Here is a 22,029-nt window from a genome sequence, read left to right as displayed (position 1 = left end):
TAGGACCTCAACTTCGGTTGACGTCAATACCGCATACTCGACTGGTGCCCGCCCGCAGCAGCGCCGACCCCGAAGCCACCGTCGCCGCGGTGGCCGCCGTGTCGGATTGGCTGCGCGACGACACCGCGGCCACCCCTGACCGTCCGGCCATCGCCACGGCCGTCCGATTGACCGCCCGCACCCTGGCCGCGCTCGCGCCCGGCGCGAGTGTCGAGGTGCGGGTGCCACCTTTTGTTGCGGTGCAATGCATCTCCGGACCCCGCCACACCCGCGGCACACCACCCAATGTGGTGGAGGCCGATCCGCGGACGTGGCTGCGGCTGGCGACGGGTCTGGTCGACGTCGACGAGGCGTCCCGACTCGGCGCGCTGCGACTGTCGGGATCCCGGGCCGGCGAGGTCGCGGGCTGGCTCCCCGTCGTGACACTCACCGACTGAGGCCCCGACACTCGGCGTTCAGTTCCGTGTTTCCCGCCGATGCCCGTAAACTGGCTTACGTCACCAACCTGCGCCAGGGAGCAGCCCATATCGTGACCGAACACGTGGAGAACGACCCTCGGGAAGAGTGCGGCGTCTTCGGCGTATGGGCTCCAGGCGAGGATGTAGCCAAACTCACTTATTACGGTCTCTATGCCCTGCAGCACAGGGGTCAGGAAGCCGCAGGCATCGCCGTCGCCGACGGATCGCAGGTTCTGGTCTTCAAGGATCTGGGTCTGGTCAGCCAGGTGTTCGACGAGCAGACGCTGGCCGCCATGCCGGGCCACGTCGCCATCGGCCACTGCCGGTATTCGACCACCGGCTCCACGACCTGGGAAAACGCCCAGCCGGTATTTCGCAACACCGCGGCGGGCACCGGAATCGCGTTGGGCCACAACGGAAATCTGGTCAACACCGCCGACCTGGCCACTCGCGCCCGCGACGCCGGCCTGATCAACCCGAACATGCCGGGTGCGGCGACCACCGACTCCGACATCCTGGGCGCCCTGCTCGCCCACGGCGCGGCCGACTCCACCATCGAGCAGGCCGCTCTGGCATTGCTGCCCAGCGTGCGCGGGGCCTTCTGCCTGACCTTCATGGACGAGAACACGCTCTACGCCGCGCGCGACCCGCACGGTGTGCGCCCGCTGTCGCTGGGCCGGCTCGACCGAGGCTGGGTGGTGGCCTCCGAAACCGCCGCCCTCGACATCGTCGGCGCCTCCTTCGTGCGGGACATCGAGCCCGGTGAGCTGCTGGCCATCGACGCCGACGGGGTGCGCTCCACCCGGTTCGCCAACCCGACCCCCAAGGGTTGCGTGTTCGAGTACGTCTACCTCGCGCGCCCCGACAGTGTGATCGGCGGCCGGTCCGTGCACGCCACCCGCGTCGACATCGGCCGCCGGCTCGCCGCCGAGCAGCCCGTTGACGCCGATCTGGTCATCGGCGTTCCTGAATCAGGGACCCCCGCCGCGGTCGGATATGCCCAGGGGTCCGGCATCCCGTTCGGCCAGGGGCTGATGAAGAACGCCTACGTCGGGCGCACGTTCATCCAGCCGTCGCAGACCATCCGTCAGCTCGGTATCCGGCTGAAGCTCAACCCGCTCAAAGAAGTGATCCGCGGCAAGCGGCTCATCGTCGTCGACGACTCGATCGTGCGCGGCAACACCCAGCGCGCGCTGGTCCGCATGCTGCGGGAGGCGGGTGCGGTCGAGGTGCACGTGCGCATCGCGTCGCCACCGGTGAAATGGCCGTGCTTCTACGGCATCGACTTCGCCACCCCGGCCGAACTGATCGCCAACGCCGTGGACCACCAGGGCGAGATGCTCGAAGCGGTACGCCACGCGATCGGCGCCGACACTCTCGGCTATATCTCGCAGCAGGGCATGATCGCGGCGACCGAACAGCCCGCGACGCGGCTGTGCTGTGCCTGCTTCGACGGCACCTATCCGATCGAACTGCCCGGCGAGGCCGCCCTCGGCAAGAACGTCGTCGAGCACATGCTGGCCACCGCCGCCCGCACCGGCCTGCCGATTCAGCCGGTGTCGGTCGACAACGACAACGTCTCGGCGCTCAGCCGACCCTGACGCTCAGCCGACCGCCTCGCTGACCCTGCGCATCTGCGCAGCCAGCGCCGTCGCATGCAGCGGACGTCCGGCGATCCAGTACAACCGGCCCAGCAGCCCGCGGGGTAGAAGATCGCGCGCTGTTCATATCGGCTGCCGCCTCGATCGGGTCCGACTCGCATCTCCAACCACCGCACGCCCGGGCTGCGGCGATCGGCCCGCAGCCGCAGCAGTGCACCCTCGTCGCGGCTCTCGACGTGCCAGTGCTCCGGGACGTTGTGCTCGACCGCTTCCCACAGCCGCTCCGGGTCGGCCGTGGAGCGGAACGAGCGGGCGTCGGTGTAGACGATCGCGCCGGCCCACTCCGGGTCGCTGGGCAGCGGCGCGGCGGTGCCGGTGTCCCAGCTGGTCTCCACCTCGCCGCGGGCGATCCGGGCCAGGGCGAGAGAGACCGCCCGCCGGTAGGGGGTGAGGCCCGCGGCAGGCCGGTCGATGATCGTGTCGATGTCGTGGTTGGCCATGATCGCATCGCAGTGCAGGGATTCGACCAATGGACGGGCCAGACCGGACGGGATGGGCGTCACGAAGCCCACCCACAATGCGGCGATCCGCGGGGTCAGGACCGGGAGCACCACCATGTATCGGCGGCTCAGGCCCGCCACCTCGGCGTAGATCTGCATCATGTCGCCGTACTCCAGGACGTCCGGCCCGCCGATGTCCCAGGCTCGCGACCTCGGCACGTCGGCGGTGGCCGCGGCGGCGAGGTAGTGCAGCACGTCGCGGATCGCGATCGGCTGAATCTTGTTGTGCACCCATTTCGGCGTCGTCATCACCGGCAGCCGGTCGGTGAGATGACGAATCATCTCGAAGGACGCCGATCCCGAGCCGACCACGACCCCGGCCTGCAGCACCACCGTCTCGATACCCGACGCGATGAGGATCTCACCGACCGTGGTGCGCGACGCCAGATGCGTCGACAGATCCGCGCCTTCGGGATGCAGTCCGCTGAGGTAGACGATGCGCCGCACGCCGGCACTCCGCGCCGCGGTGACGACGTTCTGGGCCGCCCGCCGCTCGTCGGCGGTGAAGTCCGCCGACGTGCCCATGGAGTGCACCAGGTAGTAGACGACGTCGACGTCGGCGAAGGCCTCGGTGAGTGAGTCGGCGTCGGTGAGGTCTCCGCGGGCGATCTGGATCCGGTCGCGCCACGGGACGTTCGCGAGCTTGTCCGGATTTCGCGCCAGCGCGCGCACCGCGAAGCCGTCCTCCAGCAGTCGCGGCACCAGACGGCCGCCGACGTAACCGGTGGCACCGGTCACCAAGCATCGGATCTGCTTCGCCGACATGGATCCTCCGTTCGTCGCCCCCGTAATTCGGAGCCGAGGACCGGTTGGATTGCCACTTATTCGAACGGGCAACCCGGATTCGGCGCATCAACTGCCAGTGGGCTGCCCGCGGGCTTGATGTAGAGCACCCACATGACCACGGGGACCGGGCCCTCATTGCGGCCCTCGTGGATGTAACCGGTGCCGCTGCCCTCGCTGATCGAGTCGCCTGCGTTGTACACACCGTCGACCGAGCAGTCGCCGTTGTAATGGGTCAACGTGCCCTGCTTGATCACCCCGAACACCTGGCCGGGGTGGTAGTGCCAGCCGGTCGTTCCGCCGGGGGCGATGGTCAGCTCCCGGGTGACGAAGTCCCTGCCGTCGAGCGTGGACTGCACCAGGGTGTCCGCCTCGATGCCCGAGTTGGGCGTTGCCGCAGCCGCCGCGGGGAACAACACCGCACCGGTGATCGCGATGGTCAACGCAACAGGGAAGTACCGCACTGGTTTCATCGAGCACCAGAGTGTCACACAATGTCGGAATGGCGTTTCGGGGCTGGCCGATCGAGGCCGTGGAGTTCTACGAGGGCCTGGAGGCCGACAACTCCAAGGTCTATTGGACTCGGCATCGCGCCGTCTACGACAGTCAGGTGAAGGCGCCGATGGAGGAGCTGCTCGCCGAGTTGGCCCCGGAGTTCGGCGAGGGCACGCTGTTCCGGCCGCATCGCGACGTTCGGTTCAGCGCCGACAAATCCCCGTACAAGACCAACTGCGCGGCAAGGCTCGGCTCCGGCTACGTGTCGTTCTCGGCCGAGGGGCTGTCGGTGGGCAGCGGTCTGTACATGCCCGATGCCGCGGCCCTGGCCCGATACCGAGCGGCGGTCGATGCCGAGAAGTCCGGTGCCGAGCTGGCCGGGATCGTCGACGCGCTGCGCAAGGGCGGCTACGACACGATGGCCCACGACGTCCTCAAGACTGCGCCGAGGGGCTATCCGAAGGATCATCCCCGCATCGACCTGCTGCGTCACAAGGGCATCGCGATGATGAAGACCTGGCCAGTCGGTGCCTGGCTGGGCACGGCGAAGGCCAAGGACCGGGTGGTCACCACCCTGCGCGCCGGGGCGCCGCTGCGTGACTGGCTGGCCCGCCACGTCGGCTGACGACTGGCCCGTTTCGGCGGCGGACGTCGACCGGTAGCCTTATGCCCGATGACGGATCGCGAGGAAGACAACCAGATCTCCTACGCATCGGCCGGGGTGGATATCGAGGCCGGTGACCGCGCGGTCGAGCTGTTCAAGCCGCTTGCGAAGCGGGCCACCAGGCCCGAGGTGCGGGGCGGCCTGGGCGGCTTCGCCGGGCTGTTCGCGCTGCGCGGGGACTACCGGGAACCGCTGCTGGCTGCGTCGACCGACGGGGTCGGCACCAAGCTCGCCGTGGCGCAGGCGATGGACAAGCACGACACCGTCGGCCTGGACCTGGTCGCGATGGTGGTCGACGACCTGGTGGTGTGCGGCGCCGAGCCGCTGTTCCTGCAGGACTACATCGCCGTCGGACGTACCGTTCCGGAGCGCGTCGCCGCGATCGTCTCGGGCATCGCCGAGGGTTGTGTGATCGCCGGTTGTGCGTTGCTGGGCGGGGAGACGGCAGAACATCCCGGGCTGATGGAACCCGACCATTACGACATCTCCGCCACCGGTGTGGGCGTCGTCGAGGCCGACGATGTGCTGGGACCCGATCGGGTGCGCCCCGGTGATGTGATCATCGCGATGGGATCGTCCGGCCTGCACTCCAACGGCTACTCGCTGGCCCGTAAGGTCCTGCTCGAGATCGACCGGATGAACCTCGCCGGCCATGTCGAGGAGTTCGGTCGCACGCTCGGGGAGGAACTGCTCGAGCCCACCCGGATCTACGCCAAGGACTGCCTGGCGCTGGCCGCCGAGACCCAGGTGCGCACGTTCTGCCACGTCACCGGCGGTGGGCTTGCCGCCAATCTCGAACGCGTCATCCCGCACGGTCTGGTCGCCGAACTGGATCGCGGGACGTGGACTCCCGCGCCGGTGTTCGCGATGATCGCGCAGCGCGGCCGCATCGACCGCCCGGAGATGGAGAAGACGTTCAACATGGGCGTCGGAATGATCGCCGTCGTCGCGCCGGAGGACACCGACCGCGCGCTGGCGATCCTGACTGCACGCCACTTGAACTGCTGGACACTGGGCACCGTCACCAAGGGCAAAGATGGCCCGAGAGCGAAGCTGGTAGGACTGCATCCCCGCTTTTAGCGGATCAGGCCCAGCGCGTGCGAGGAAGGGCGGCGGCTCAGCGCCGCCAGCTACCCTCGTCGGCCCACGGGTCGTCGCCGAACCCGTTGTCTACGGTGTCAGGCTCATCCGACTCAGACTCCGACCCCGACAGCTCTTGTTGGAGCCGACTGAAATCAGTCTGAGGGGAGCTATATTTCAGCTCCCGAGCAACCTTGGTCTGCTTTGCCTTTGCCCGGCCGCGGCCCATGGGGGAACCCCCTCGCGCAATAACGGAGCGGCCCGGGATGCAGGCGGCTCCGATCTGTGTGTTCGTTATTGTCCTGTCCACACCTTACCGTGCCCCGCTGCGATGTGCTGGCAGGCCCGTTCGGCCGTGGGAGAACGTCAGTTCGCGCCGCGGCGCAGACGCTCCACCGCGAGCCGCCCGGCCCCCACGCCGTCGGTCTGCGGCAGCGATTCCGGGTCGATCTCGGCGGCCACCTCATGCTCGCCGCCCGTGGTCAGAGCCGTATCGGCCGGAATACCCCGCTTCACCAGAGCCAAGGCGATCGGCCCGAGATCGACATGGTCGACGACGGTGCCCAGCCGGCCCACGACACGCCCACCGGCCAGCAGCGGATCACCGGTGACCGGGCGCTCACCGGATCCGTCGAGATGCACCAGGACCAGCATCCGGGGCGGCTTTCCCAAGTTGTGGACCCGCGCGACCGTCTCTTGGCCGCGATAGCAACCCTTGTCGAGGTGCACGGCTCCTTGCCCGGGGCCGCCGATCCACCCGGCCTCGTGCGGGATCGTCCGCTCGTCGGTGTCCACTCCCAGACGTGGGCGCTGCGCCGCCACCCGGAGCGCCTCGTACGCCCACACCCCGGCGCGGCGAACCCCGGCCGCATCCAGCCTGCTCAACCAGGTCGTCACATCGGCGCGGGGAACCACCAGGTCCAGTTCGATCTGACCGGGCCGGGCGGGCATGCGGCGCAGGAAACCACCGCCGGCGAGCGCCACGGCCGTCGACTCCGCCGGCAGCTCGTCGACCTCCAGCGCGCCGAGGACCGCCGCAGCGGAAAGGCGCGGGCCGAGCAGGGAGAGAACAGCCAGGTCAGCGGCCTCCGGAGCGACATCGGCCCAGAACACCATCTTGCGCAGGTACGCCAGCAGTGGTTCACCGCGCTCGCGTTCGGTGTCGAGGTAGGTGAGGCCACCCAACTCGGTCTGCACCCAGTGGTCTTCGACACGGCCCTGTCCGTCGAGGCTCAGGTTCTCGGTGGAGGCGCCGTCGGGCAACTCACTGACGTGCTGGGAACACAGCGAGTGCAGCCAGCTGCGCCGGTCGGATCCGGTCAGGGTGATGACCGCACGGTGCGAGCGATCGACAACGACGGCATCGTGCTCGGCGCTGCGCTGCTCACCGAGCGGATCGCCGTAATGCCAGATCGCGCCGGCATCGGGGGAATTGTCAGGTGCGGGGACGGCTGACACACATCAACTCTACGGGGCTGCCACTACGCTCATGCTCCATGCTTGGAATGCCCGGCCGCCTCTCGGTGCTCGTCACTCTCGACGGCGAGGTGCGCGACCCGGCGCAGCCCTTGCTGTTCGCCGACGATCTCGCGGCCGTACGGGGCGACGGCGTGTTCGAGACCCTGCTGGTCCGCGACGGCCGCGCCTGCCTGGTGGATGCGCACCTGCGCCGGCTCACCCAGTCGGCCAAGACGATGGAGCTGCCGGAACCGGACCTGTCGGCCTGGCGGCGGGCCATCGGTGTCGCGGTCGGGCAGTGGACGTCGTCGACGGCGGCCGAGGGCGCGTTGCGGCTGGTGTACAGCCGCGGTCGGGAGAGCGGTTCGGATCCGACCGCCTACCTCACGGTCAATCCCGTGCCGGAGCGGGTTGTCGCGACCCGCCGCGACGGGATCGCCGCGGTGCTGCTCGACCGCGGGTTGCCATCCAGCGGAGTCGACGCGATGCCCTGGCTGCTGGCCGGCGCGAAGACGCTGTCGTACGCGGTGAACATGGCCGCGCTGCGGCACGCCGCCGCCAAAGGCGCCGGTGATGTGATCTTCGTCAGCTCCGACGGGTACCTGCTCGAGGGTCCGCGCTCGACGGTGGTGATCGCCACCGACGAGGGCTCGGGAACGACCCTGCTCACCCCACCGCCGTGGTACCCGATCCTGCGTGGCACCACGCAGCAGGCGCTGTTCGAGGTTGCCCGTGAGAAGGGCTACGACTGCGACTTCCGCGCGCTCCGGCCATCCGACTTGTATGCCGCACAGGGGGTTTGGCTGGTGTCCAGTATGACGCTGGCGGCGCGGGTGCATACGCTCGACGGGCGGGCGCTGCCGCCCACTCGGCTGGCCGACGAGGTGGCCGCTCTGGTCGATGCCGCGATCGTGTGTGATCGCTGATCGCGAAAATCTGTTGGCACAACCTTTCTGACGCGGGTACTTTCGTCGGTACACGAGAAGGGAGGTGGTCCGGAAAATTGATAGCTTCTAGGACATGTGAGGTGGCTGCCCGCTAGCAGCACCAGGTGCCGGGATTTCACCTGCGCTCTGAGCGCGCTGGCGAATTCCAGGCAGCTACCCGGCCCCCGAGCTCTTGGTTAGTCCGACCAAGGAATAACGGCTCGGGGGCCGCCCCTTTTTCTGATCTCTCAGCGCTGCTGAGGCGGCGCGGGCGCCAATGACGCGCACGCCTGTAGTCCCTTGTCCCACACCGATTGGTCAACACCCGGCGGTGCCGGCGGCGGACCGCCGGCTGCGCCGGAGTCGTGCTGCCCGCCCGGACCACCCTGTGGCGGTGGGCCGCTCGGCTGGCCGCCCTGTCCGCCGGGGCCACCGGGACCGCCCTGAGGCGGCGTGGGCACACCGTTGTCGGTCATGCATTTCACGAACGGATCATTCGGCCCGGCCGGGTTGCCCGGTGCGGCATAGCTTGAGGGCGCACACGTCACCAGGGCGCCGATCAGGGCTGCGCTCATGGTGCCCATGGCTGCGGCGTGCAACGGTCGCAGAGTCATCTCGTCATCTCCATCTCGAAGGGAAGACCGACCGTATGCAGTGTGCGTAGGCGCTGATTAGCACACGGCTGTGCGACAGCTGTGAGCGATGCGCGACCGGCCGTCGAGCAAAACCGTTGTCAGCTCGGCGGATTCGTCGGCGGCTAGCCGGCCGGACCCGGCTCCAAGGGCGAGCACGCTTTCATCGCCTGATCCCAGACGCCGGGGTCGACCCCCGACGGCGGACCCAGGACCGCGGTACCGGCCGAGTCGGGGACGCCGTGCTCGTGCAGGCAGCGGGCCAGCGAACCGTGCTCGGCCGACCCGGGCGCCGTGGTGGTCGGGGATGTGGTGTCAGGCAGGGGACTGGTGGTGCTCGGCGCCGGGCTGATCACCGTCGGCTGCGACGGGGACGGGGCCGGTGCGCACCCGGCGAGGAGCGCGGTGGCCGCCGTGGCGACCCCGAGGGCAATGCGGCGCATCAGCCGACGTATCGCGTCAGCCGCGCGGACAGGTGCGGAACAAGTCCGCCGTCGGCGTCGACCCGCTCCTCGACGTAGGCCAGGTCGCCCTCGACGATCCCGTACAACCGTTTGGCGCCGCCGACCAGTACACCGGACTTGCTGCGCGCCAACGCGTCGGTCACCAGCTCCCAGGACGACTGATTGCGGGGGTGGCCGTAGAACAACTCGACGTACCCCGCGGAGTGCGCCAGCATCAGCTCGATGGCCTGCGATTCACCCGGGTCCGCCGGGTCGTTGACGAACCGCCAGAAGCCGGACTCCCGCAGCCCAGGACCGGCGTACTCGCCGGCCTCGTCAAGGCGCCAGGACCGAGAGTCCCAGTTCAGATATTCACCGCCGTCGTGCGAGACGATGATCTGCTGTCCGAAGTGATAGTCGCCGTGGGCTCCGCGGCCCTCGCCCTCGCCGCGCCAGACCCCCACCAGCGGGAGTAAGGCCAGCAGCGCATCGTTGAGGTTGGCGCCCAAGCGCAGATTGGCGGTGTCGGCGGGAACCGGCAGGTCGTCGAAAACCGGGATATTGCGGCCGGCCGTTTCCTTCGCCCGCTCAACGGCCGCTGCTACGGCACGATCGCCGCTACCGGAGATGTCCTCAGAGCTCACGACTCGTCGGTGATCAGTCGATAGAGCGCGTACAACGCGAACCAGGTGATCAACACGACCGTCGCAACCAGCAGGATCTCGTAGAAAAGAACCACGGTGACAGTCTATCCGGGGCTCGGGCGAGGTCGCCGCCCGAGCCCGACCCCAGACGTGACTACGCGACCTTGATGTCGACTTCGTGGATCCCGGCGCCGGTCGGCGCGACGGTGGCGTCGCCGTTGCCGACCTTGGACAGCGCACGCACGGTCCAGGTGCCCGGTGCCGCGAAGAACCGGAAGTCACCGGTCGCCGAGGCGACCACTTCGGCGGTGAACTCGTCGCTCGAGTCCAGCAGACGCACGAATGCACCGCCCACCGTCTGACCCGAGTCGTCCACCACGCGGCCCGTGATCACAGTCTCCTTCTCGAGGTCGACACCGGCGGGCAGAGTCTGTCCTTGTTTAGGTGCAGAGCACATGATCAACTTCCCAACTCGATCGGGGCCCCCACCAGGGAGCCATATTCGGTCCAACTACCGTCGTAGTTCTTGACGTTCTTGTGCCCCAACAGTTCCTGGAGCACGAACCAGGTGTGCGATGACCGCTCGCCGATTCGGCAGTAGGCGATCGTCTCCTTCTCGCCGTCCAGGCCGGCCGCGGCGTAGAGCTTGGCCAATTCCTCGTCGGACTTGAAGGTGCCGTCCTCGTTCGCAGCCCTGCTCCACGGAACGTTGATGGCGCCGGGGATATGCCCGGGGCGCTGGCTCTGTTCCTGCGGGAGGTGGGCCGGCGCGAGGATCTTGCCGGAGAACTCGTCGGGGGACCGCACGTCCACCAGGTTCTTGGCGTTGATGGCGGCGATCACCTCGTCGCGGAACGCGCGAATGGTGTTGTCGGGAGCCTTCGCGGCGTACGAGGTGGCGGGCCGGTCGGGCACCTCGGTCACCAGGGGGCGTCCGTCGAGTTCCCACTTCTTGCGTCCGCCGTCGAGCAGCTTGACGTTCTCGTGGCCGTACAGCTTGAAGTACCAGTAGGCGTACGCGGCGAACCAGTTGTTGTTGCCGCCGTACAGGATCACCGTGTCGTCGTTGCTGATTCCCTTGTCGGACAACAACTTCGAGAACTGTTGCTGATCGACGAAGTCACGCTTGACCTGGTCCTGCAGTTCGGTCTTCCAGTCCAGCCTGACGGCGCCGGCGATGTGGCCGTCTTCGTAAGCCGAGGTGTCCTCGTCGACCTCGACGAAGACGACGTTCGGCGCGTCGAGATTGCTCTCGGCCCAGTCGGTGGAGACCAGGACGTCGGAGCGTGCCATGAAGTAGTTCCTTTCGGTTGCGTGTCTAGAAAAGCTCAGGTGGTGGCCGGCGTACGCAGCCTGGCCACCAGTGGGTAGATCTGGCAGCCCAGGCAGATGCCGAAGGCCGCGTTGAGGAAAGCGGCGAACAGAGCGAACGCGGTGGCGACGGTGCCGACCAGCGGTGCGCCCAGGGCGAAGCCGGCGACGCCGGCGACGGCGAACACGAATCCCACCAGTTGTGCGAACTTCAACGGCGGCACCGGCTCCCGCTCGGAGACGGGGCTCAGTCGCGGGGCGACGATGTTGGCGAAGATCACTCCGTAGGGGTGCTGACGCGGCCCGCGTAGCGCCCCGATTCCGAACACCACGGCCTGCAGCGCCAGGAGGACGGCTGCGGCAACGGCGCTGAATCCCGAGACGACGAGGACTGCGACGAGGACGGCCGTGGTGACCCAGGCCGCGAACCGGGGGCCGCGGACATCCACCTGGGCGACGGCGGGGGTGTTGGTGGTGCTGGTGGACATATTTTTCTCCTGTTGCTGATCGGGGCTGGGCGGAAACGAGCCGCAAACGGCCGCTTCGGAGTGGCGGCGCGAAAGAAGGCGCGGCGACTCAGCAGCTACAGCAACAACAGCAACAACCCGCAACGCGGCACAGATCGACTGCGCGACGCTTGGTGAGCGCTAGCTCGAGGCGGGTCGACACGCGAGTCATGGTACCCAATGACCGGGGTCTCAGGCCAACAGAGGCTCGAGGGCCGCGCGCAGGTCAGCGGCCTTGGGGACCCCTGCCGTCCGGTACCGCTGCCGGCCGTCGGCGTCGAAGATGAACGTGGTCGGCAGCGACAGCACCGAAAGCTTGCGCGCGGCAGCCGGATCGGCATCCATGTCGATTTCGACGTGGGCGACATCACGGAGATCGGCGCAGACCTGATTGACCACGCGCCGCACCCCGGCACAGGGTCCGCACCACACTGCGCTGAAATGCACGATGGTCGGACCGGTGCGGGATAATCCCAGGTCGCTGACGTCGACGTCGTGCGATTCGGCTTCGCGTACGACTCCGGACCGCCGGTTGTGCAGCACGCCTGCGACGATCGCCACGCCCAGCGCGGCGGCGATGGCGACGATCGCGGTGATCAATGCGGGGCTCATGACTGTGTGAACCCGTCGAGTCGGATGGTTACTCCCTCGGCGATGCCTTCGATGATGATGTCCGAGCCGCGGGCGCCCTCGGTGGTCGGGCGCACCCCGAACGGCAGCTTCTGGCCGGGCAGGCTGCCGCTGAACGCCGCCAGCACCGCCGCCTTCTTGTCCTCGGGTACCGGCTGGTCAGCGGTGCCGGGACCGGTCTGGACATCCGTCGCCGTGAACACCAGCGTGGTCTGCTCCGGGCCGGCCACCGACAGGTCGACGGCGACGCTGACCGGCTTGTCGAAATCGGCCTTCTTCGGCGTACCGGTGAAGACCAGGCCCTTGCTGCCGGAGATACCCGACTCGGTGGTCCCGCCGGTGGCGTCGTTGGTCTCCTTCGACGGGGCCTCCACCATCAGGTCGGTGATTCCGACGAACCGGCCGAGGTGCAGCGAGTCGATGATGATGCGGCTCTCCAGCTTGCCGACCGGCAGATTCGCATCCGGTCTGATCAGCCAGGAAGCTTCGGTGAGGTCGATGTTGTGCAGGGTGGCCTCCAGCGAGGCCTTGCCCACTACTTCATGGGCCACGCCGTTGGCCTTGATCTCGATTTCGTCGAAGTGGTGGTGCATGGCCTGCTGGATAAAAGGAAAGCCCAGGATCGCCACCGACGGGTCGAACGACAGTCCGGCGGCGCTGCGCACGGTGCGGGCCAGCCGGTACTCGGCGTAGATCGTCGCCCCGAAATCGACGCCGACCGCCCCGACGACCACGGCGAGCAGCGTCGCACCGAGAGTGATCAGCAGCTTTCGCACCTGCACATTCTGGCGTACAACCAGTGCGCAGCGACCGCCGCGCACCCCCTCGACGGCAGGTGGAGTCGTTCAAATCAGCTAAATAGCAGGTAGCGGGTTAAAGTTAGATGACCCATGGCCGGGTAACGGTCATATGTCGCCCATGAGTCTGGTGGGTCACCGCGACGGCGCTGTCGACGATGAGTATCCGGGGCATTGGAGAGTTTGTTGGACCTGCTACTTCTCACCGTCGACCCGCACCCAGAATCGGTGCTGCCGTCGCTGGCGTTGCTCGCACACAACGTGCGGTCTGCGCCCACCGAAGTCTCGTCGCTGCTGGAGGCGGGCTCGGCGGACATCGCGATCGTCGACGCACGCACCGACCTGGCGGCCGCTCGAGGCCTGTGTCGCCTGCTCGGAACCACCGGCACCTCAGTGCCGGTGGTGGCCGTGGTCAATGAGGGCGGCCTGGTCGCCGTCAACATGGACTGGGGTCTGGACGAGATCCTGCTGCCCAGCACCGGCCCCGCGGAGATCGACGCCCGGCTGCGCCTTCTGGTCGGCCGGCGGGGCGGCGTCGCCACCCAGGAGAGCGCGGGCAAGGTCAGCCTCGGGGAACTGGTCATCGACGAAGGCACCTACACGGCCCGGTTGCGCGGCCGCCCGCTGGACCTGACCTACAAGGAATTCGAACTCCTGAAATACCTGGCGCAGCACGCCGGCCGGGTGTTCACCCGCGCGCAGCTGCTCCAAGAGGTGTGGGGCTACGACTTCTTCGGCGGTACCCGCACCGTGGACGTGCACGTGCGACGCCTGCGCGCCAAACTCGGACCCGAATACGAATCTCTGATCGGGACCGTCCGCAATGTCGGCTACAAGGCGGTCCGTCCGGCCAGGGGCCGTCCGGCGCCCGTCGACTCCGACTTCGCCGAGGACGACGACGAGGACGCGTTCGACGACGGCGAGGACATCTCGGATTCGTTGAGCGTGCGGTCGGGCCCGGTCTCGCAGCCGCTGCGCAGTCAGTGAGCGCGCCGCACTGGCAGCCCGCCCTGACCCCGACCGAGCAGGAGCAGGTGCGCGCCGTGATCGAGGCCGCCACCCGAGTCGACGGGGTCGCTCCGGTAGGTGAGCAGGTCCTGCGTGAACTGCCACAGTCCCGAACCCGGCATCTCGTCGCGGCCGAGGGGGACGACGTCGTCGGCTACCTCAATCTGACGCCGGGACGCGATGACGCCGAGGCGATGGGTGAGCTCGTCGTGGCGCCGCAGGCCCGTCGTCGCGGTATCGGCTCAGCGTTGCTCGGGGCCGCCGTCGACGCCGCAGGCGGGGCGGTCCGGTTCTGGGCGCACGGCACCCTGCCCGAGGCCCGGGCGGTCGCCGACGCGCTCGGGATGACAGTGGTGCGCGAACTGATGCAGATGCGCCGCCCACTTCACGACATCCCCGAAGTCGTTGTGCCCGAAGGTATTCGGATTCGCACCTACGCCGGCCCTGACGATGACGCGGAGCTGCTGCGGGTGAACAACGCCGCCTTCTCCTGGCATCCCGAACAAGGCGGCTGGGGCCCATCCGACGTGGACGAACGGCGTCGTGAATCGTGGTTCGATCCCGCGGGTCTGTTCCTCGCCGTCGACGACGAGACCGGGCGGCTGCTCGGTTTCCACTGGACCAAAGTGCACAACGACCATCCAGGGCTGGGCGAGGTCTATGTGGTCGGTGTGGACCCGGCCGCGCAAGGCCGCGGGCTGGGCCGTCTGCTCACCCTCGTGGGCATCGAGCACCTCGCGAACGTGCTGGGCGCGAACAATTCTCCGGATGACACTCCCGGGTCGCTTCGCTCCTGCCCTCCGGATGATCTTCCCGGGTCGCTTCGCTCCTGCCCTCCGGATGACACTCCCGGGTCGCTTCGCTCCTGCCCTCCGGAGGTCCTGCTCTACGTCGAAGCCGACAACACCGCCGCGGTCAAGACCTACGAACGGCTCGGATTTGCTGTCTCGAATATCGACACCGCCTACCAAGCTTCTGGATCAGCAAATATTGACCGCGGCGGCAGTCACAGCTAGTTAGCGGCTGCCCGCAATGCGTCGTTCATCAACCTGTTCACCTTCCGTTCATATTCCGGGTGGGTTCCGTCCACTACCAACGCCTAACTTCCGGGGTGGTGCATGCGCTCCTACCGGGGCGAACAGGGCAACACTGGAGAAAGTGGGATAGGTGAATCTGAACAGGTTTGGCAAGGCGTTCTTCGTGACTGCGTCAGCAACGGCCATCACCGGCCTGACGCTCACCGCCTGCGGAAGCGACAACAACGCCGGAACGTCGTCCTCGACCAACGCGGCGTCCGGTTCGTCCAGCGCTTCGGCCGACTGCGGTGGCAAGAATGCCGTGACCGCCGAGGGCTCGACCGCACAGCAGAACGCCGTCGCGGTGTTCAACCAGGTGTGGGGCCAGAAGTGCGCGGGCAAGAACCTCTCGTACAACCCGACCGGCTCCGGCGCGGGTGTCACCCAGTTCATCGCAGGCCAGGTCGACTTCGCCGGGTCCGACTCGCCGCTGTCGAAGGATCAGGTCGATCCGGCCGCCAAGCGCTGCGGTGGTAACCCGGCCTGGAACCTGCCGCTGGTGTTCGGTCCCGTCGCGCTGGGCTACAACCTGCCCGGCGTCGACAAGCTCGTCATCAACCCCGATGTGCTGGCCAAGATCTTCACCGGTGCGATCACCAACTGGAACGACCCGGCCATCGCGGCGCTGAACAGCGGTGTCTCGCTGCCGGACCAGAAGATCACGCCGATCTACCGTTCGGATTCCTCGGGCACCACCGACAACTTCCAGAAGTACCTGGCCGCGGCTGCACCGCAGACCTGGACCAAGGGTGCCGGCAAGGAGTTCCAGGGCGGCGCCGGTGAGGGTGCACAGAAGTCGGCCGGCGTGGTGCAGGCCGTGCAGTCCACCCCGGGTGCGATCGGCTACGTCGAGAAGGGCTTCGCCGATCAGGCCAAGCTGACCGCCGCCGAGATCGACAACGGCGGTGGCGCGGTCGCGCTGAGCGACGATTCGGCCAAGGCCGCCATCGACTCCGCGAAGTTCGCGGCCGACGGCAATGACCTGAAGCTGGACCTGAACTCGCTGTACGCCACCAAGGCGGCGGGCGCCTACCCGCTGATGCTGGCGACCTACGAGATCGTCTGCTCGAAGGGCTACGACGCCGACACCTCTGCGGCAGTCAAGTCCTTCCTGACCGTGGCGGCCAACGACGGCCAGGCGGGCCTGCCCGCTGCCGGCTACGTCCCGCTGCCTGACGCGTTCAAGCAGCGGTTGCTGACCGCCGTCAAAGCAATTCTGTAAGAGCGCTGGCGAGGCAGGTCGATTGCGGTGACGATGGAGAGATCAGTGAGCGATGGGGTGGATGTGACCCAAGACGTACCCGGGCCTAATCCAGCGGAGGCTGGATCCGGCGAGGTCGTGGCCGCACCCTTCCCCGGGAAGCCCTCGATTCCGACGAACCCGTCCGGAACAGCCAAGGTGCGCCTCGGTGACCGGATCTTCCGCGGGCTGTCCGAAGGTTCCGGCGTTCTCGTCATCGCGCTGATCGCCGCGATCGGCCTGTTCCTCGTCTGGCGTGCGGTACCGGCGCTGGGCCGAAACGACGTCAACTTCTTCACCTACGGCGGCAACTGGGTCACCACCGACACCGCCCACATGAAGTTCGGCATCCTGGACCTGCTGCAGGTGACGGTGTTCGTCTCGCTGTTCGCCCTGGTCCTGGCGATGCCGGTGGCGCTCGGTATCGCGATCTTCTTGACGCAGTACGCCCCGCGCCGGGTGGCCGGGCCGCTGGGCTACATGGTGGATCTCCTGGCCGCCGTGCCGTCGATCATCTACGGCGTCTGGGGCCTGTACGTGCTGGCTCCAGTCCTCAAGCCGCTCGCGATGTGGCTCAACGGCAACCTGAGCTGGCTGTTCTTGTTCGACACCGGCAACGCGTCGGTGGCCGGCGGCGGCACCATCTTCACCGCCGGGATCGTGCTGGCGGTGATGATCCTGCCGATCATCACCGCCGTCAGCCGCGAGGTGTTCGTCCAGACGCCACGGGGACAGATCGAGGCCGCGCTGGCGCTCGGTGCGACCCGCTGGGAAGTGGTCAGGACCACGGTGCTGCCGTTCGGTCTGTCCGGCTACATCAGCGGCGCGATGCTCGGCCTGGGCCGCGCCCTCGGTGAGACGATCGCGCTGCTGATCATCCTGCGCGGCACGCAGAAGGCGTTCGGTTGGTCGCTGTTCGACGCCGGGTACACCTTCGCCAGCAAGATCGCTTCGGCCGCTTCGGAATTCAATGACCAGTACAAGGCGGGGGCTTACATCGCCGCCGGCCTGGTGCTGTTCATCCTGACGTTCGTGGTCAACTCGGCGGCCCGCGCCGCGGTGGCCGGAAGGGGTGCCCGATGACCTCGACACTCGACAAGCCGGTCAAGGCGCCGACCTTCCAGGCGGTCAGCCTGCGGCGCAAGCTGACCAACAACACCGCCACCGTACTGGTGACGCTGTCGGTGTTCGTGGCCGTGGTGCCGCTGATCTGGGTGCTGTACTCGGTGATCAGCAAGGGTTTGAAGATCGTCCTCGACAGCGGCTGGTGGACGCATTCGCAGTCCGGTATGACCGCGTTCATGCCCGGCGGTGGCGTCTACCACGCATTGGTGGGAACCCTGCTGCAGGGCTTGTTCTGCGCGGTGATCTCGATTCCGGTCGGCGTATTCGTCGGCATCTATCTGGTGGAGTACGGCGGCGGCACCCGGCTGGGCAAGATCACCACGTTCATGGTCGACATTCTCACCGGTGTGCCGTCGATCGTCGCCGCGCTGTTCATCTACGCATTGTGGGTGGCCACGTTGGGTTTTCAGCGTTCCGGGTTCGCGGTGTCACTGGCCCTGGTGCTGTTGATGATCCCCGTGATCGTGCGCTCCACCGAGGAGATGCTGCGGATCGTTCCGATGGACCTGCGCGAGGCCAGTTATGCGCTCGGCGTGCCGAAATGGAAAACCATTGCGCGCATTGTCATTCCGACTGCGCTGTCGGGCATCGTCACCGGCATCATGCTGGCGCTGGCCCGCGTCATGGGCGAGACGGCGCCGCTGCTGATCCTGGTCGGCTACTCGCAGGCGATGAACTTCGACATGTTCAACGGGTTCATGGGCTCGCTACCCGGCATGATGTACGACCAGACATCGGCCGGTGCAGGTGCCAATCCCGTTCCCACCGACCGACTGTGGGGCGCAGCGCTGACGCTGATCGTGCTGATCGCGATCCTCAACGTCGGTGCGCGCTTCATCGCCAAATTCTTTGCCCCGAAAAAGGTTTAGGAGCCTTCGATGGCCAAGCGGCTTGATCTCAAAGACGTCAACATCTACTACGGCGCATTCCACGCTGTCGCCGACGTATCGCTGGCGGTGCCGCCGCGCAACGTGACCGCGTTCATCGGTCCGTCGGGTTGCGGCAAGTCCACGGTGCTCCGCACGCTCAACCGTATGCACGAGGTCATCCCGGGTGCCCGGGTCGAGGGCTCGGTGCTGCTCGACGGCGAGAACATCTACGGATCCGGGGTCGACCCGGTCGGCGTGCGCAAGACCATCGGCATGGTCTTCCAGCGGCCAAACCCGTTCCCCACCATGTCGATTCGCGACAATGTGGTGGCTGGCCTGAAGCTGCAGGGCGTCCGTAACAAGAAGGTGCTCGACGAGACCGCAGAGCGTTCGCTCAAGGGCGCCAACCTGTGGAACGAGGTCAAGGACCGGCTAGAAAAGCCCGGCGGCGGGCTGTCCGGCGGTCAGCAGCAGCGACTGTGCATCGCCCGTGCCATCGCCGTCCAGCCCGACGTGCTGCTGATGGACGAGCCGTGTTCGGCGCTGGACCCGATCTCCACGCTGGCCATCGAGGACCTGATCGGCGAACTCAAGCAGGAGTTCACGATCGTGATCGTCACGCACAACATGCAGCAGGCCGCGCGGGTCAGCGACCAGACCGCGTTCTTCAACCTGGAGGCCACCGGTAAGCCGGGCCGCCTGGTCGAGATCGACGACACCGAGAAGATCTTCTCGAATCCGCGCCAGAAGGCCACCGAGGACTACATCTCCGGCCGATTCGGCTAGGGCCAGTACCAACAAAAATCCGGTATCGCCGCAAGGCGATACCGGATTTTTTGTATGTCGGGCGCAGGCTCAGGTCGCCGCGATTTCCTCTTCTTCGGGCAGCCGGCCGGTCACCTGGAAGATCACGCGGCGGGAGATCTCGACGGCATGGTCGGCGAAGCGCTCGTAGAACCGGCCCAGCAGCGTCACGTCGACCGCGGCGGCCACCCCGTGCTTCCACTCGCGATCCATCAGCACGGTGAACAGATGCCGATGCAGATCGTCCATTGCGTCGTCTTCCTCACGGATACGACGTGCCTTCTCCGGATCCCGGGACAGCAGCACCTCACGCGCACTGTTGCCCAAATCGACTGCTACGCGGCCCATTTCGGCGAAGTAACCGTTGACTTCCTCGGGCAGCGTGTGCTGCGGATGCCGGCGACGGGCGATCTTGGCGACGTGCAGCGCCAGCGCTCCCATCCGGTCGACGTCGGCGACGATCTGAATGGAGCTGACGATCGCCCGCAGGTCCCCGGCGACCGGCGCCTGCAGCGCCAGCAGCACAAAGGCGGCCTCCTCGGCACGCGCACTGGCCGCCGAGATCTGCTCGTGGTCGGTGATGACCTGTTCGGCCAGCACCAGGTCGGCCTGAAGCAGCGACTGTGTGGCTCGTTCCATGGCGAGTCCGGCCATCCGGCACATCTCGGCCAGCTGGTCGGTCAGAGCATCAAGCTGCTCGTGGTATGCGGTGCGCATGGCGTCCACCCTACTTTCTGCCAGTGCACCCAGTATGCCGAGGTGGAGTGAACGAACGGTGAATGAACGCAGACAACGGTCATGGTCGAGTCGGCTTATTCGCAGGTGACATCCGCGGCGTTGGTGACCGTGAGGTCCTCGGGCAGCTCGGTGGGGGTGCTCTTGGAGTTGTGGCTGACCTGCACGCTGACCGCCGATCCGCTGGGCGGTGGGGCGGCCACACTTGTGAAGTCGGGCCCGAGCACCACCTGGACGGTTTCGCCCAAGCCGTCCATGCGTTCCATCTGCGCGTCCGGGAATGCTGCGGCGACGGTGGCGGCGGCCTGCTCGTTGCCCGCTGAGAACATCACCGTGGTCGCGGTGACGGTGCCGGTGTAGTCGTCCGGGGCCAACACGCGGAAGCCGTGCTGCTTCAGCGCGGTCGCGGCGGTGGAGCCTAGTCCGTCCTGGCCGGTGGAGTTCGACACCTGCACCGTGATGTCCTGCGGGTCGGTGGTCACGGCGTTGACCAACTCGGTCTGCGTCGTTTGGCCTTGTTGCTCGACCTGGCTGGGCTTGGCCGCCTGAATGGCGTTCTGCGACGCCGTCATCGGGCTCGTCGTCGCGTTGGTGTCGTTCTCGCCGGGTAGCGGATCGTCGTTGATGATCGCGTCGAACAACGCGCGGATGTCCTGGGTGCGCGGCGGTTCGTTGCCGTCGGCGTCGGTGATGCCGGTGGTGGGCACGGTGACGAACGTGATCCGGCCCGCGTTGACGCCCTGCAACGACTGGCCGAGGTCGACCAGGTCCTTGGTCCGGACGTTGTCCACGTAGGTGTCGTCGATGAACTCGTTGACCACGTTGTTCAGCTTGGTGAGGCTGAACAGGGTGTCTTTGGAGATGATCGAGCGCAGCAGGGAGGACAGGAACAGCTGCTGGCGCTTGATCCGGCCGTAGTCGCCGTTGAGCTCGGTGGTGACCTGGCGGGCGCGGACGTAATTCAGCGCGGTGTGTCCGTCGAGCGTCTGGCGGCCCGCGTTCTCGAGCACGGTGCCCAGCTCGTAGTCCTTCAGCGGGGTGGTGCTGCAGACCTCGACGCCGCCGACGGCGTCGACCATCTTGGAGAAGCCGGCGAAGTCGACGGCCATGAACCGGTTGATCGAGAGCCCCGACATCTTCTGGATGACCTTGACCAGGCATTTCGGTCCGCCGTAGGCGTAGGCGGAGTTCAGCTTCGTCTCGGTGTAGCGGTAGTCGTCACTCATCTCGCCGGTGGCCTTGTCGGCGACCGGGCCGTACTTGCCGGTGTCGGGGTCCCACGCCTGGCAATACGCGGGAGTGATGGCCAGGTCGCGGGGGAACGACACCACGACGACGCGCTTGCGGTCGGCGGGGACGTTCACGAGCATCACGGTGTCCGACCGGGCGCCGCCGGCATCCTCCGTGGTGCCGGCACCGATCTCGCCGTTGGCGCCGGTACGGCTGTCGACGCCGACGATCAGGAAGTTCTCGTCACCGAACTGCGCGTTCGGATCGATGATGTCGCGCGAATTGGTATCCAGCGCGGCGACATTGCGCAGCAGATCGTTCTTGGTGGACTGCCACTGCCAGGCGCCGCCGGTCAGCACCAGAGCCGACACCGCGAACAGCGCCGCCGCGGATCGACCGGCCAGCAGCACGGGCTTGCGGCGCGACTTGGCCTTCTTCTTGGTGGTGCTCGACGGCGCCGGGTCGGGGTCAGCGGCCAGCGGGCCGCGCGCACGTCGGATCGCCTCGAGGTCGGGCACTTCGTCGGCGTAGGCGGCGGTGACGACCGGGATGGGTTCGGTCAGGTCGGTCAGGTCGGGGAGATCTGTCGCGACGTCGTCGTCGTAGTCGTGGTAATCGTCGTCCTCGGCGCGGTGCCGGGTGGGCTCGATCGCGGGCCGGGAGCCGGACACCTTCGCGATCAGGTCGGCGACTGTGACGCCTTGGGTGTGGTTGCCGCTCGGGGGAGCGGGCGCTGTCACCCGCTCCCAGGGCGCGGCGCCGGCCGCGGCTCGGGGAGTCCTGGTCACCCGCTCGCCCTCGTCGGGGGCGCGGTGCTGGCCAGGAGTGGCGTTGCCGCCGTCACTCATGTTCCAGTCGCCTCCGACTCTAGGTCGTGCGCGTCGACGCGCGTGCACATGATGGTCCGGTAGTACCGACACCTCGGCCGGCATCGATGCGCGGCCGTCTCAACGG

The 22,029-nt window shown here is 67.4% G+C and carries 25 protein-coding genes and 1 pseudogene; 11 read left to right on the top strand and 15 right to left on the bottom strand.

Annotated elements, in window-relative coordinates:
* Positions 1 to 44 precede the first annotated feature (44 nt).
* A complete protein-coding gene (locus D3H54_RS25115; RefSeq protein WP_149382191.1) occupies positions 45 to 437 on the top strand; it encodes a sterol carrier family protein in 393 nt (130 codons plus the stop codon).
* Between the two features lie 92 nt (positions 438 to 529).
* Entirely contained in the window at positions 530 to 2,059 is a 1,530-nt protein-coding gene (gene purF, locus D3H54_RS25110; protein ID WP_432246401.1) for an amidophosphoribosyltransferase, read from the top strand.
* A 3-nt stretch (positions 2,060 to 2,062) separates the two neighbouring features.
* Here purF and D3H54_RS25105 read toward each other — a convergent pair.
* Together D3H54_RS25105 and D3H54_RS25100 are read right to left on the bottom strand one after the other, a co-directional pair.
* Positions 2,063 to 3,384: pseudogene (locus tag D3H54_RS25105) on the bottom strand (DUF2867 domain-containing protein).
* Positions 3,385 to 3,440: 56 nt separating this feature from the next.
* Positions 3,441 to 3,875 carry a cupin domain-containing protein gene (locus tag D3H54_RS25100; RefSeq protein ID WP_149382189.1) on the bottom strand — a complete coding sequence of 145 codons (435 nt, stop codon included), beginning with the start codon at positions 3,873 to 3,875 and terminating at the stop codon, positions 3,441 to 3,443.
* A gap of 29 nt (positions 3,876 to 3,904) precedes the next feature.
* On the opposite strand from D3H54_RS25100, the gene D3H54_RS25095 reads away from it, so the two are divergent.
* Together D3H54_RS25095 and purM are read left to right on the top strand one after the other, a co-directional pair.
* Entirely contained in the window at positions 3,905 to 4,522 is a 618-nt protein-coding gene (locus D3H54_RS25095; RefSeq protein WP_168214968.1) for a DUF2461 domain-containing protein, read from the top strand.
* 48 nt (positions 4,523 to 4,570) lie between these two features.
* Complete coding sequence (gene purM, locus D3H54_RS25090) at positions 4,571 to 5,641, top strand: phosphoribosylformylglycinamidine cyclo-ligase (RefSeq protein WP_149382185.1); 1,071 nt, start codon at positions 4,571 to 4,573, stop codon at positions 5,639 to 5,641.
* A gap of 37 nt (positions 5,642 to 5,678) precedes the next feature.
* On the opposite strand, the gene D3H54_RS25085 is transcribed toward purM, so the two are convergent.
* Both D3H54_RS25085 and ygfZ read right to left on the bottom strand, forming a co-directional pair.
* Complete coding sequence (locus D3H54_RS25085) at positions 5,679 to 5,870, bottom strand: DUF3073 domain-containing protein (protein WP_083118617.1); 192 nt, start codon at positions 5,868 to 5,870, stop codon at positions 5,679 to 5,681.
* Between the two features lie 137 nt (positions 5,871 to 6,007).
* Positions 6,008 to 7,099, bottom strand: a complete 1,092-nt coding sequence (ygfZ, locus tag D3H54_RS25080; RefSeq protein ID WP_149382183.1) for a CAF17-like 4Fe-4S cluster assembly/insertion protein YgfZ — start codon at positions 7,097 to 7,099, stop codon at positions 6,008 to 6,010.
* A gap of 65 nt (positions 7,100 to 7,164) precedes the next feature.
* Here ygfZ and D3H54_RS25075 point away from each other — a divergent pair, with 65 nt between their 5' ends.
* Positions 7,165 to 8,025 (top strand): aminodeoxychorismate lyase, encoded by an 861-nt coding sequence (locus D3H54_RS25075; RefSeq protein ID WP_149383728.1) that lies wholly within the window; start codon positions 7,165 to 7,167, stop codon positions 8,023 to 8,025.
* A 248-nt stretch (positions 8,026 to 8,273) separates the two neighbouring features.
* Here the strand turns inward: D3H54_RS25075 and D3H54_RS31550 are convergent, their stop codons facing one another.
* The 9 genes from D3H54_RS31550 to lmeA form a co-directional block, all read right to left on the bottom strand.
* On the bottom strand, positions 8,274 to 8,639 hold the full coding sequence (locus D3H54_RS31550) for a hypothetical protein (protein WP_149382181.1): 366 nt from the start codon (positions 8,637 to 8,639) through the stop codon (positions 8,274 to 8,276).
* 143 nt (positions 8,640 to 8,782) lie between these two features.
* Positions 8,783 to 9,100 carry a hypothetical protein gene (locus D3H54_RS25065; protein ID WP_149382179.1) on the bottom strand — a complete coding sequence of 106 codons (318 nt, stop codon included), beginning with the start codon at positions 9,098 to 9,100 and terminating at the stop codon, positions 8,783 to 8,785.
* Positions 9,100 to 9,744 carry a heme-binding beta-barrel domain-containing protein gene (locus tag D3H54_RS25060; RefSeq protein WP_149382177.1) on the bottom strand — a complete coding sequence of 215 codons (645 nt, stop codon included), beginning with the start codon at positions 9,742 to 9,744 and terminating at the stop codon, positions 9,100 to 9,102. The genes D3H54_RS25065 and D3H54_RS25060 overlap by 1 nt, the downstream gene beginning before the upstream one ends.
* A 154-nt stretch (positions 9,745 to 9,898) precedes the next feature.
* Complete coding sequence (locus tag D3H54_RS25050; protein WP_083118612.1) at positions 9,899 to 10,201, bottom strand: DUF1416 domain-containing protein; 303 nt, start codon at positions 10,199 to 10,201, stop codon at positions 9,899 to 9,901.
* 2 nt (positions 10,202 to 10,203) lie between these two features.
* Positions 10,204 to 11,037 (bottom strand): sulfurtransferase, encoded by an 834-nt coding sequence (locus D3H54_RS25045; protein WP_149382174.1) that lies wholly within the window; start codon positions 11,035 to 11,037, stop codon positions 10,204 to 10,206.
* A gap of 35 nt (positions 11,038 to 11,072) precedes the next feature.
* Positions 11,073 to 11,543: a DUF4395 domain-containing protein gene (locus tag D3H54_RS25040; protein WP_149382172.1), complete on the bottom strand. Its 471-nt coding sequence runs from the start codon at positions 11,541 to 11,543 to the stop codon at positions 11,073 to 11,075.
* 88 nt (positions 11,544 to 11,631) lie between these two features.
* Complete coding sequence (locus D3H54_RS32245; RefSeq protein ID WP_353616982.1) at positions 11,632 to 11,733, bottom strand: Ms5788A family Cys-rich leader peptide; 102 nt, start codon at positions 11,731 to 11,733, stop codon at positions 11,632 to 11,634.
* 20 nt (positions 11,734 to 11,753) lie between these two features.
* Positions 11,754 to 12,173 carry a TlpA family protein disulfide reductase gene (locus D3H54_RS25035; RefSeq protein ID WP_149382170.1) on the bottom strand — a complete coding sequence of 140 codons (420 nt, stop codon included), beginning with the start codon at positions 12,171 to 12,173 and terminating at the stop codon, positions 11,754 to 11,756.
* Positions 12,170 to 12,973, bottom strand: coding sequence for a mannan chain length control protein LmeA (gene lmeA, locus D3H54_RS25030; RefSeq protein ID WP_210419765.1), 804 nt, complete (start codon positions 12,971 to 12,973; stop codon positions 12,170 to 12,172). The genes D3H54_RS25035 and lmeA overlap by 4 nt, the downstream gene beginning before the upstream one ends.
* A gap of 198 nt (positions 12,974 to 13,171) precedes the next feature.
* Between lmeA and D3H54_RS25025 the strand changes: the two genes are divergently transcribed.
* The 6 genes from D3H54_RS25025 to pstB all read left to right on the top strand — a co-directional run bounded on the left by D3H54_RS25025 (position 13,172) and on the right by pstB (position 19,092).
* Positions 13,172 to 13,975 (top strand): winged helix-turn-helix transcriptional regulator, encoded by an 804-nt coding sequence (locus tag D3H54_RS25025; RefSeq protein WP_168215114.1) that lies wholly within the window; start codon positions 13,172 to 13,174, stop codon positions 13,973 to 13,975.
* The gene (gene mshD / locus D3H54_RS25020; RefSeq protein ID WP_149382163.1) at positions 13,972 to 15,012 is read left to right on the top strand and encodes a mycothiol synthase; all 1,041 of its coding nucleotides are present in this window, start codon (positions 13,972 to 13,974) and stop codon (positions 15,010 to 15,012) included. The genes D3H54_RS25025 and mshD overlap by 4 nt, the downstream gene beginning before the upstream one ends.
* A 151-nt stretch (positions 15,013 to 15,163) precedes the next feature.
* Positions 15,164 to 16,294 (top strand): phosphate ABC transporter substrate-binding protein PstS, encoded by a 1,131-nt coding sequence (pstS, locus tag D3H54_RS25015; protein ID WP_210419591.1) that lies wholly within the window; start codon positions 15,164 to 15,166, stop codon positions 16,292 to 16,294.
* Positions 16,295 to 16,339: 45 nt separating this feature from the next.
* Complete coding sequence (gene pstC, locus D3H54_RS25010) at positions 16,340 to 17,395, top strand: phosphate ABC transporter permease subunit PstC (RefSeq protein ID WP_286198997.1); 1,056 nt, start codon at positions 16,340 to 16,342, stop codon at positions 17,393 to 17,395.
* A complete protein-coding gene (gene pstA, locus D3H54_RS25005) occupies positions 17,392 to 18,306 on the top strand; it encodes a phosphate ABC transporter permease PstA (RefSeq protein WP_149382159.1) in 915 nt (304 codons plus the stop codon). The genes pstC and pstA overlap by 4 nt, the downstream gene beginning before the upstream one ends.
* Positions 18,307 to 18,315: 9 nt before the next feature.
* Complete coding sequence (gene pstB / locus D3H54_RS25000) at positions 18,316 to 19,092, top strand: phosphate ABC transporter ATP-binding protein PstB (RefSeq protein WP_102808215.1); 777 nt, start codon at positions 18,316 to 18,318, stop codon at positions 19,090 to 19,092.
* Positions 19,093 to 19,161: 69 nt separating this feature from the next.
* Here pstB and phoU read toward each other — a convergent pair whose 3' ends face one another.
* Both phoU and D3H54_RS24990 read right to left on the bottom strand, forming a co-directional pair.
* Positions 19,162 to 19,827, bottom strand: a complete 666-nt coding sequence (gene phoU, locus D3H54_RS24995) for a phosphate signaling complex protein PhoU (RefSeq protein WP_149382157.1) — start codon at positions 19,825 to 19,827, stop codon at positions 19,162 to 19,164.
* 95 nt (positions 19,828 to 19,922) lie between these two features.
* Positions 19,923 to 21,923: an LCP family protein gene (locus tag D3H54_RS24990; RefSeq protein ID WP_149382155.1), complete on the bottom strand. Its 2,001-nt coding sequence runs from the start codon at positions 21,921 to 21,923 to the stop codon at positions 19,923 to 19,925.
* Between the last annotated feature and the right edge of the window lie 106 nt (positions 21,924 to 22,029).

This window comes from Mycobacterium sp. ELW1, assembly GCF_008329905.1.
In the GTDB taxonomy this organism is placed as follows: Bacteria; Actinomycetota; Actinomycetes; order Mycobacteriales; family Mycobacteriaceae; genus Mycobacterium.
The sequence above is the reverse complement of the archived record's forward strand: the minus strand, read 5'-3'. Positions and strand labels throughout refer to the sequence as shown.

Bases quoted from the DNA above. Each gene is read 5' to 3' on its own strand.
- D3H54_RS25050 (WP_083118612.1), bottom strand. From the start codon at position 10,201: ATGTGCTCTGCACCTAAACAAGGACAGACTCTGCCCGCCGGTGTCGAC.
- D3H54_RS25035 (WP_149382170.1), bottom strand. From the start codon at position 12,173: ATGAGCCCCGCATTGATCACCGCGATCGTCGCCATCGCCGCCGCGCTG.
- D3H54_RS25095 (WP_168214968.1), top strand. From the start codon at position 3,905: ATGGCGTTTCGGGGCTGGCCGATCGAGGCCGTGGAGTTCTACGAGGGC.
- D3H54_RS25065 (WP_149382179.1), bottom strand. From the start codon at position 9,100: ATGCGCCGCATTGCCCTCGGGGTCGCCACGGCGGCCACCGCGCTCCTC.
- pstA (WP_149382159.1), top strand. From the start codon at position 17,392: ATGACCTCGACACTCGACAAGCCGGTCAAGGCGCCGACCTTCCAGGCG.
- phoU (WP_149382157.1), bottom strand. From the start codon at position 19,827: ATGCGCACCGCATACCACGAGCAGCTTGATGCTCTGACCGACCAGCTG.
- D3H54_RS25045 (WP_149382174.1), bottom strand. From the start codon at position 11,037: ATGGCACGCTCCGACGTCCTGGTCTCCACCGACTGGGCCGAGAGCAAT.
- D3H54_RS25040 (WP_149382172.1), bottom strand. From the start codon at position 11,543: ATGTCCACCAGCACCACCAACACCCCCGCCGTCGCCCAGGTGGATGTC.
- D3H54_RS24990 (WP_149382155.1), bottom strand. From the start codon at position 21,923: ATGAGTGACGGCGGCAACGCCACTCCTGGCCAGCACCGCGCCCCCGAC.
- pstB (WP_102808215.1), top strand. From the start codon at position 18,316: ATGGCCAAGCGGCTTGATCTCAAAGACGTCAACATCTACTACGGCGCA.
- purM (WP_149382185.1), top strand. From the start codon at position 4,571: ATGACGGATCGCGAGGAAGACAACCAGATCTCCTACGCATCGGCCGGG.
- D3H54_RS25100 (WP_149382189.1), bottom strand. From the start codon at position 3,875: ATGAAACCAGTGCGGTACTTCCCTGTTGCGTTGACCATCGCGATCACC.
- D3H54_RS31550 (WP_149382181.1), bottom strand. From the start codon at position 8,639: ATGACTCTGCGACCGTTGCACGCCGCAGCCATGGGCACCATGAGCGCA.
- D3H54_RS25085 (WP_083118617.1), bottom strand. From the start codon at position 5,870: ATGGGCCGCGGCCGGGCAAAGGCAAAGCAGACCAAGGTTGCTCGGGAG.
- D3H54_RS32245 (WP_353616982.1), bottom strand. From the start codon at position 11,733: ATGACTCGCGTGTCGACCCGCCTCGAGCTAGCGCTCACCAAGCGTCGC.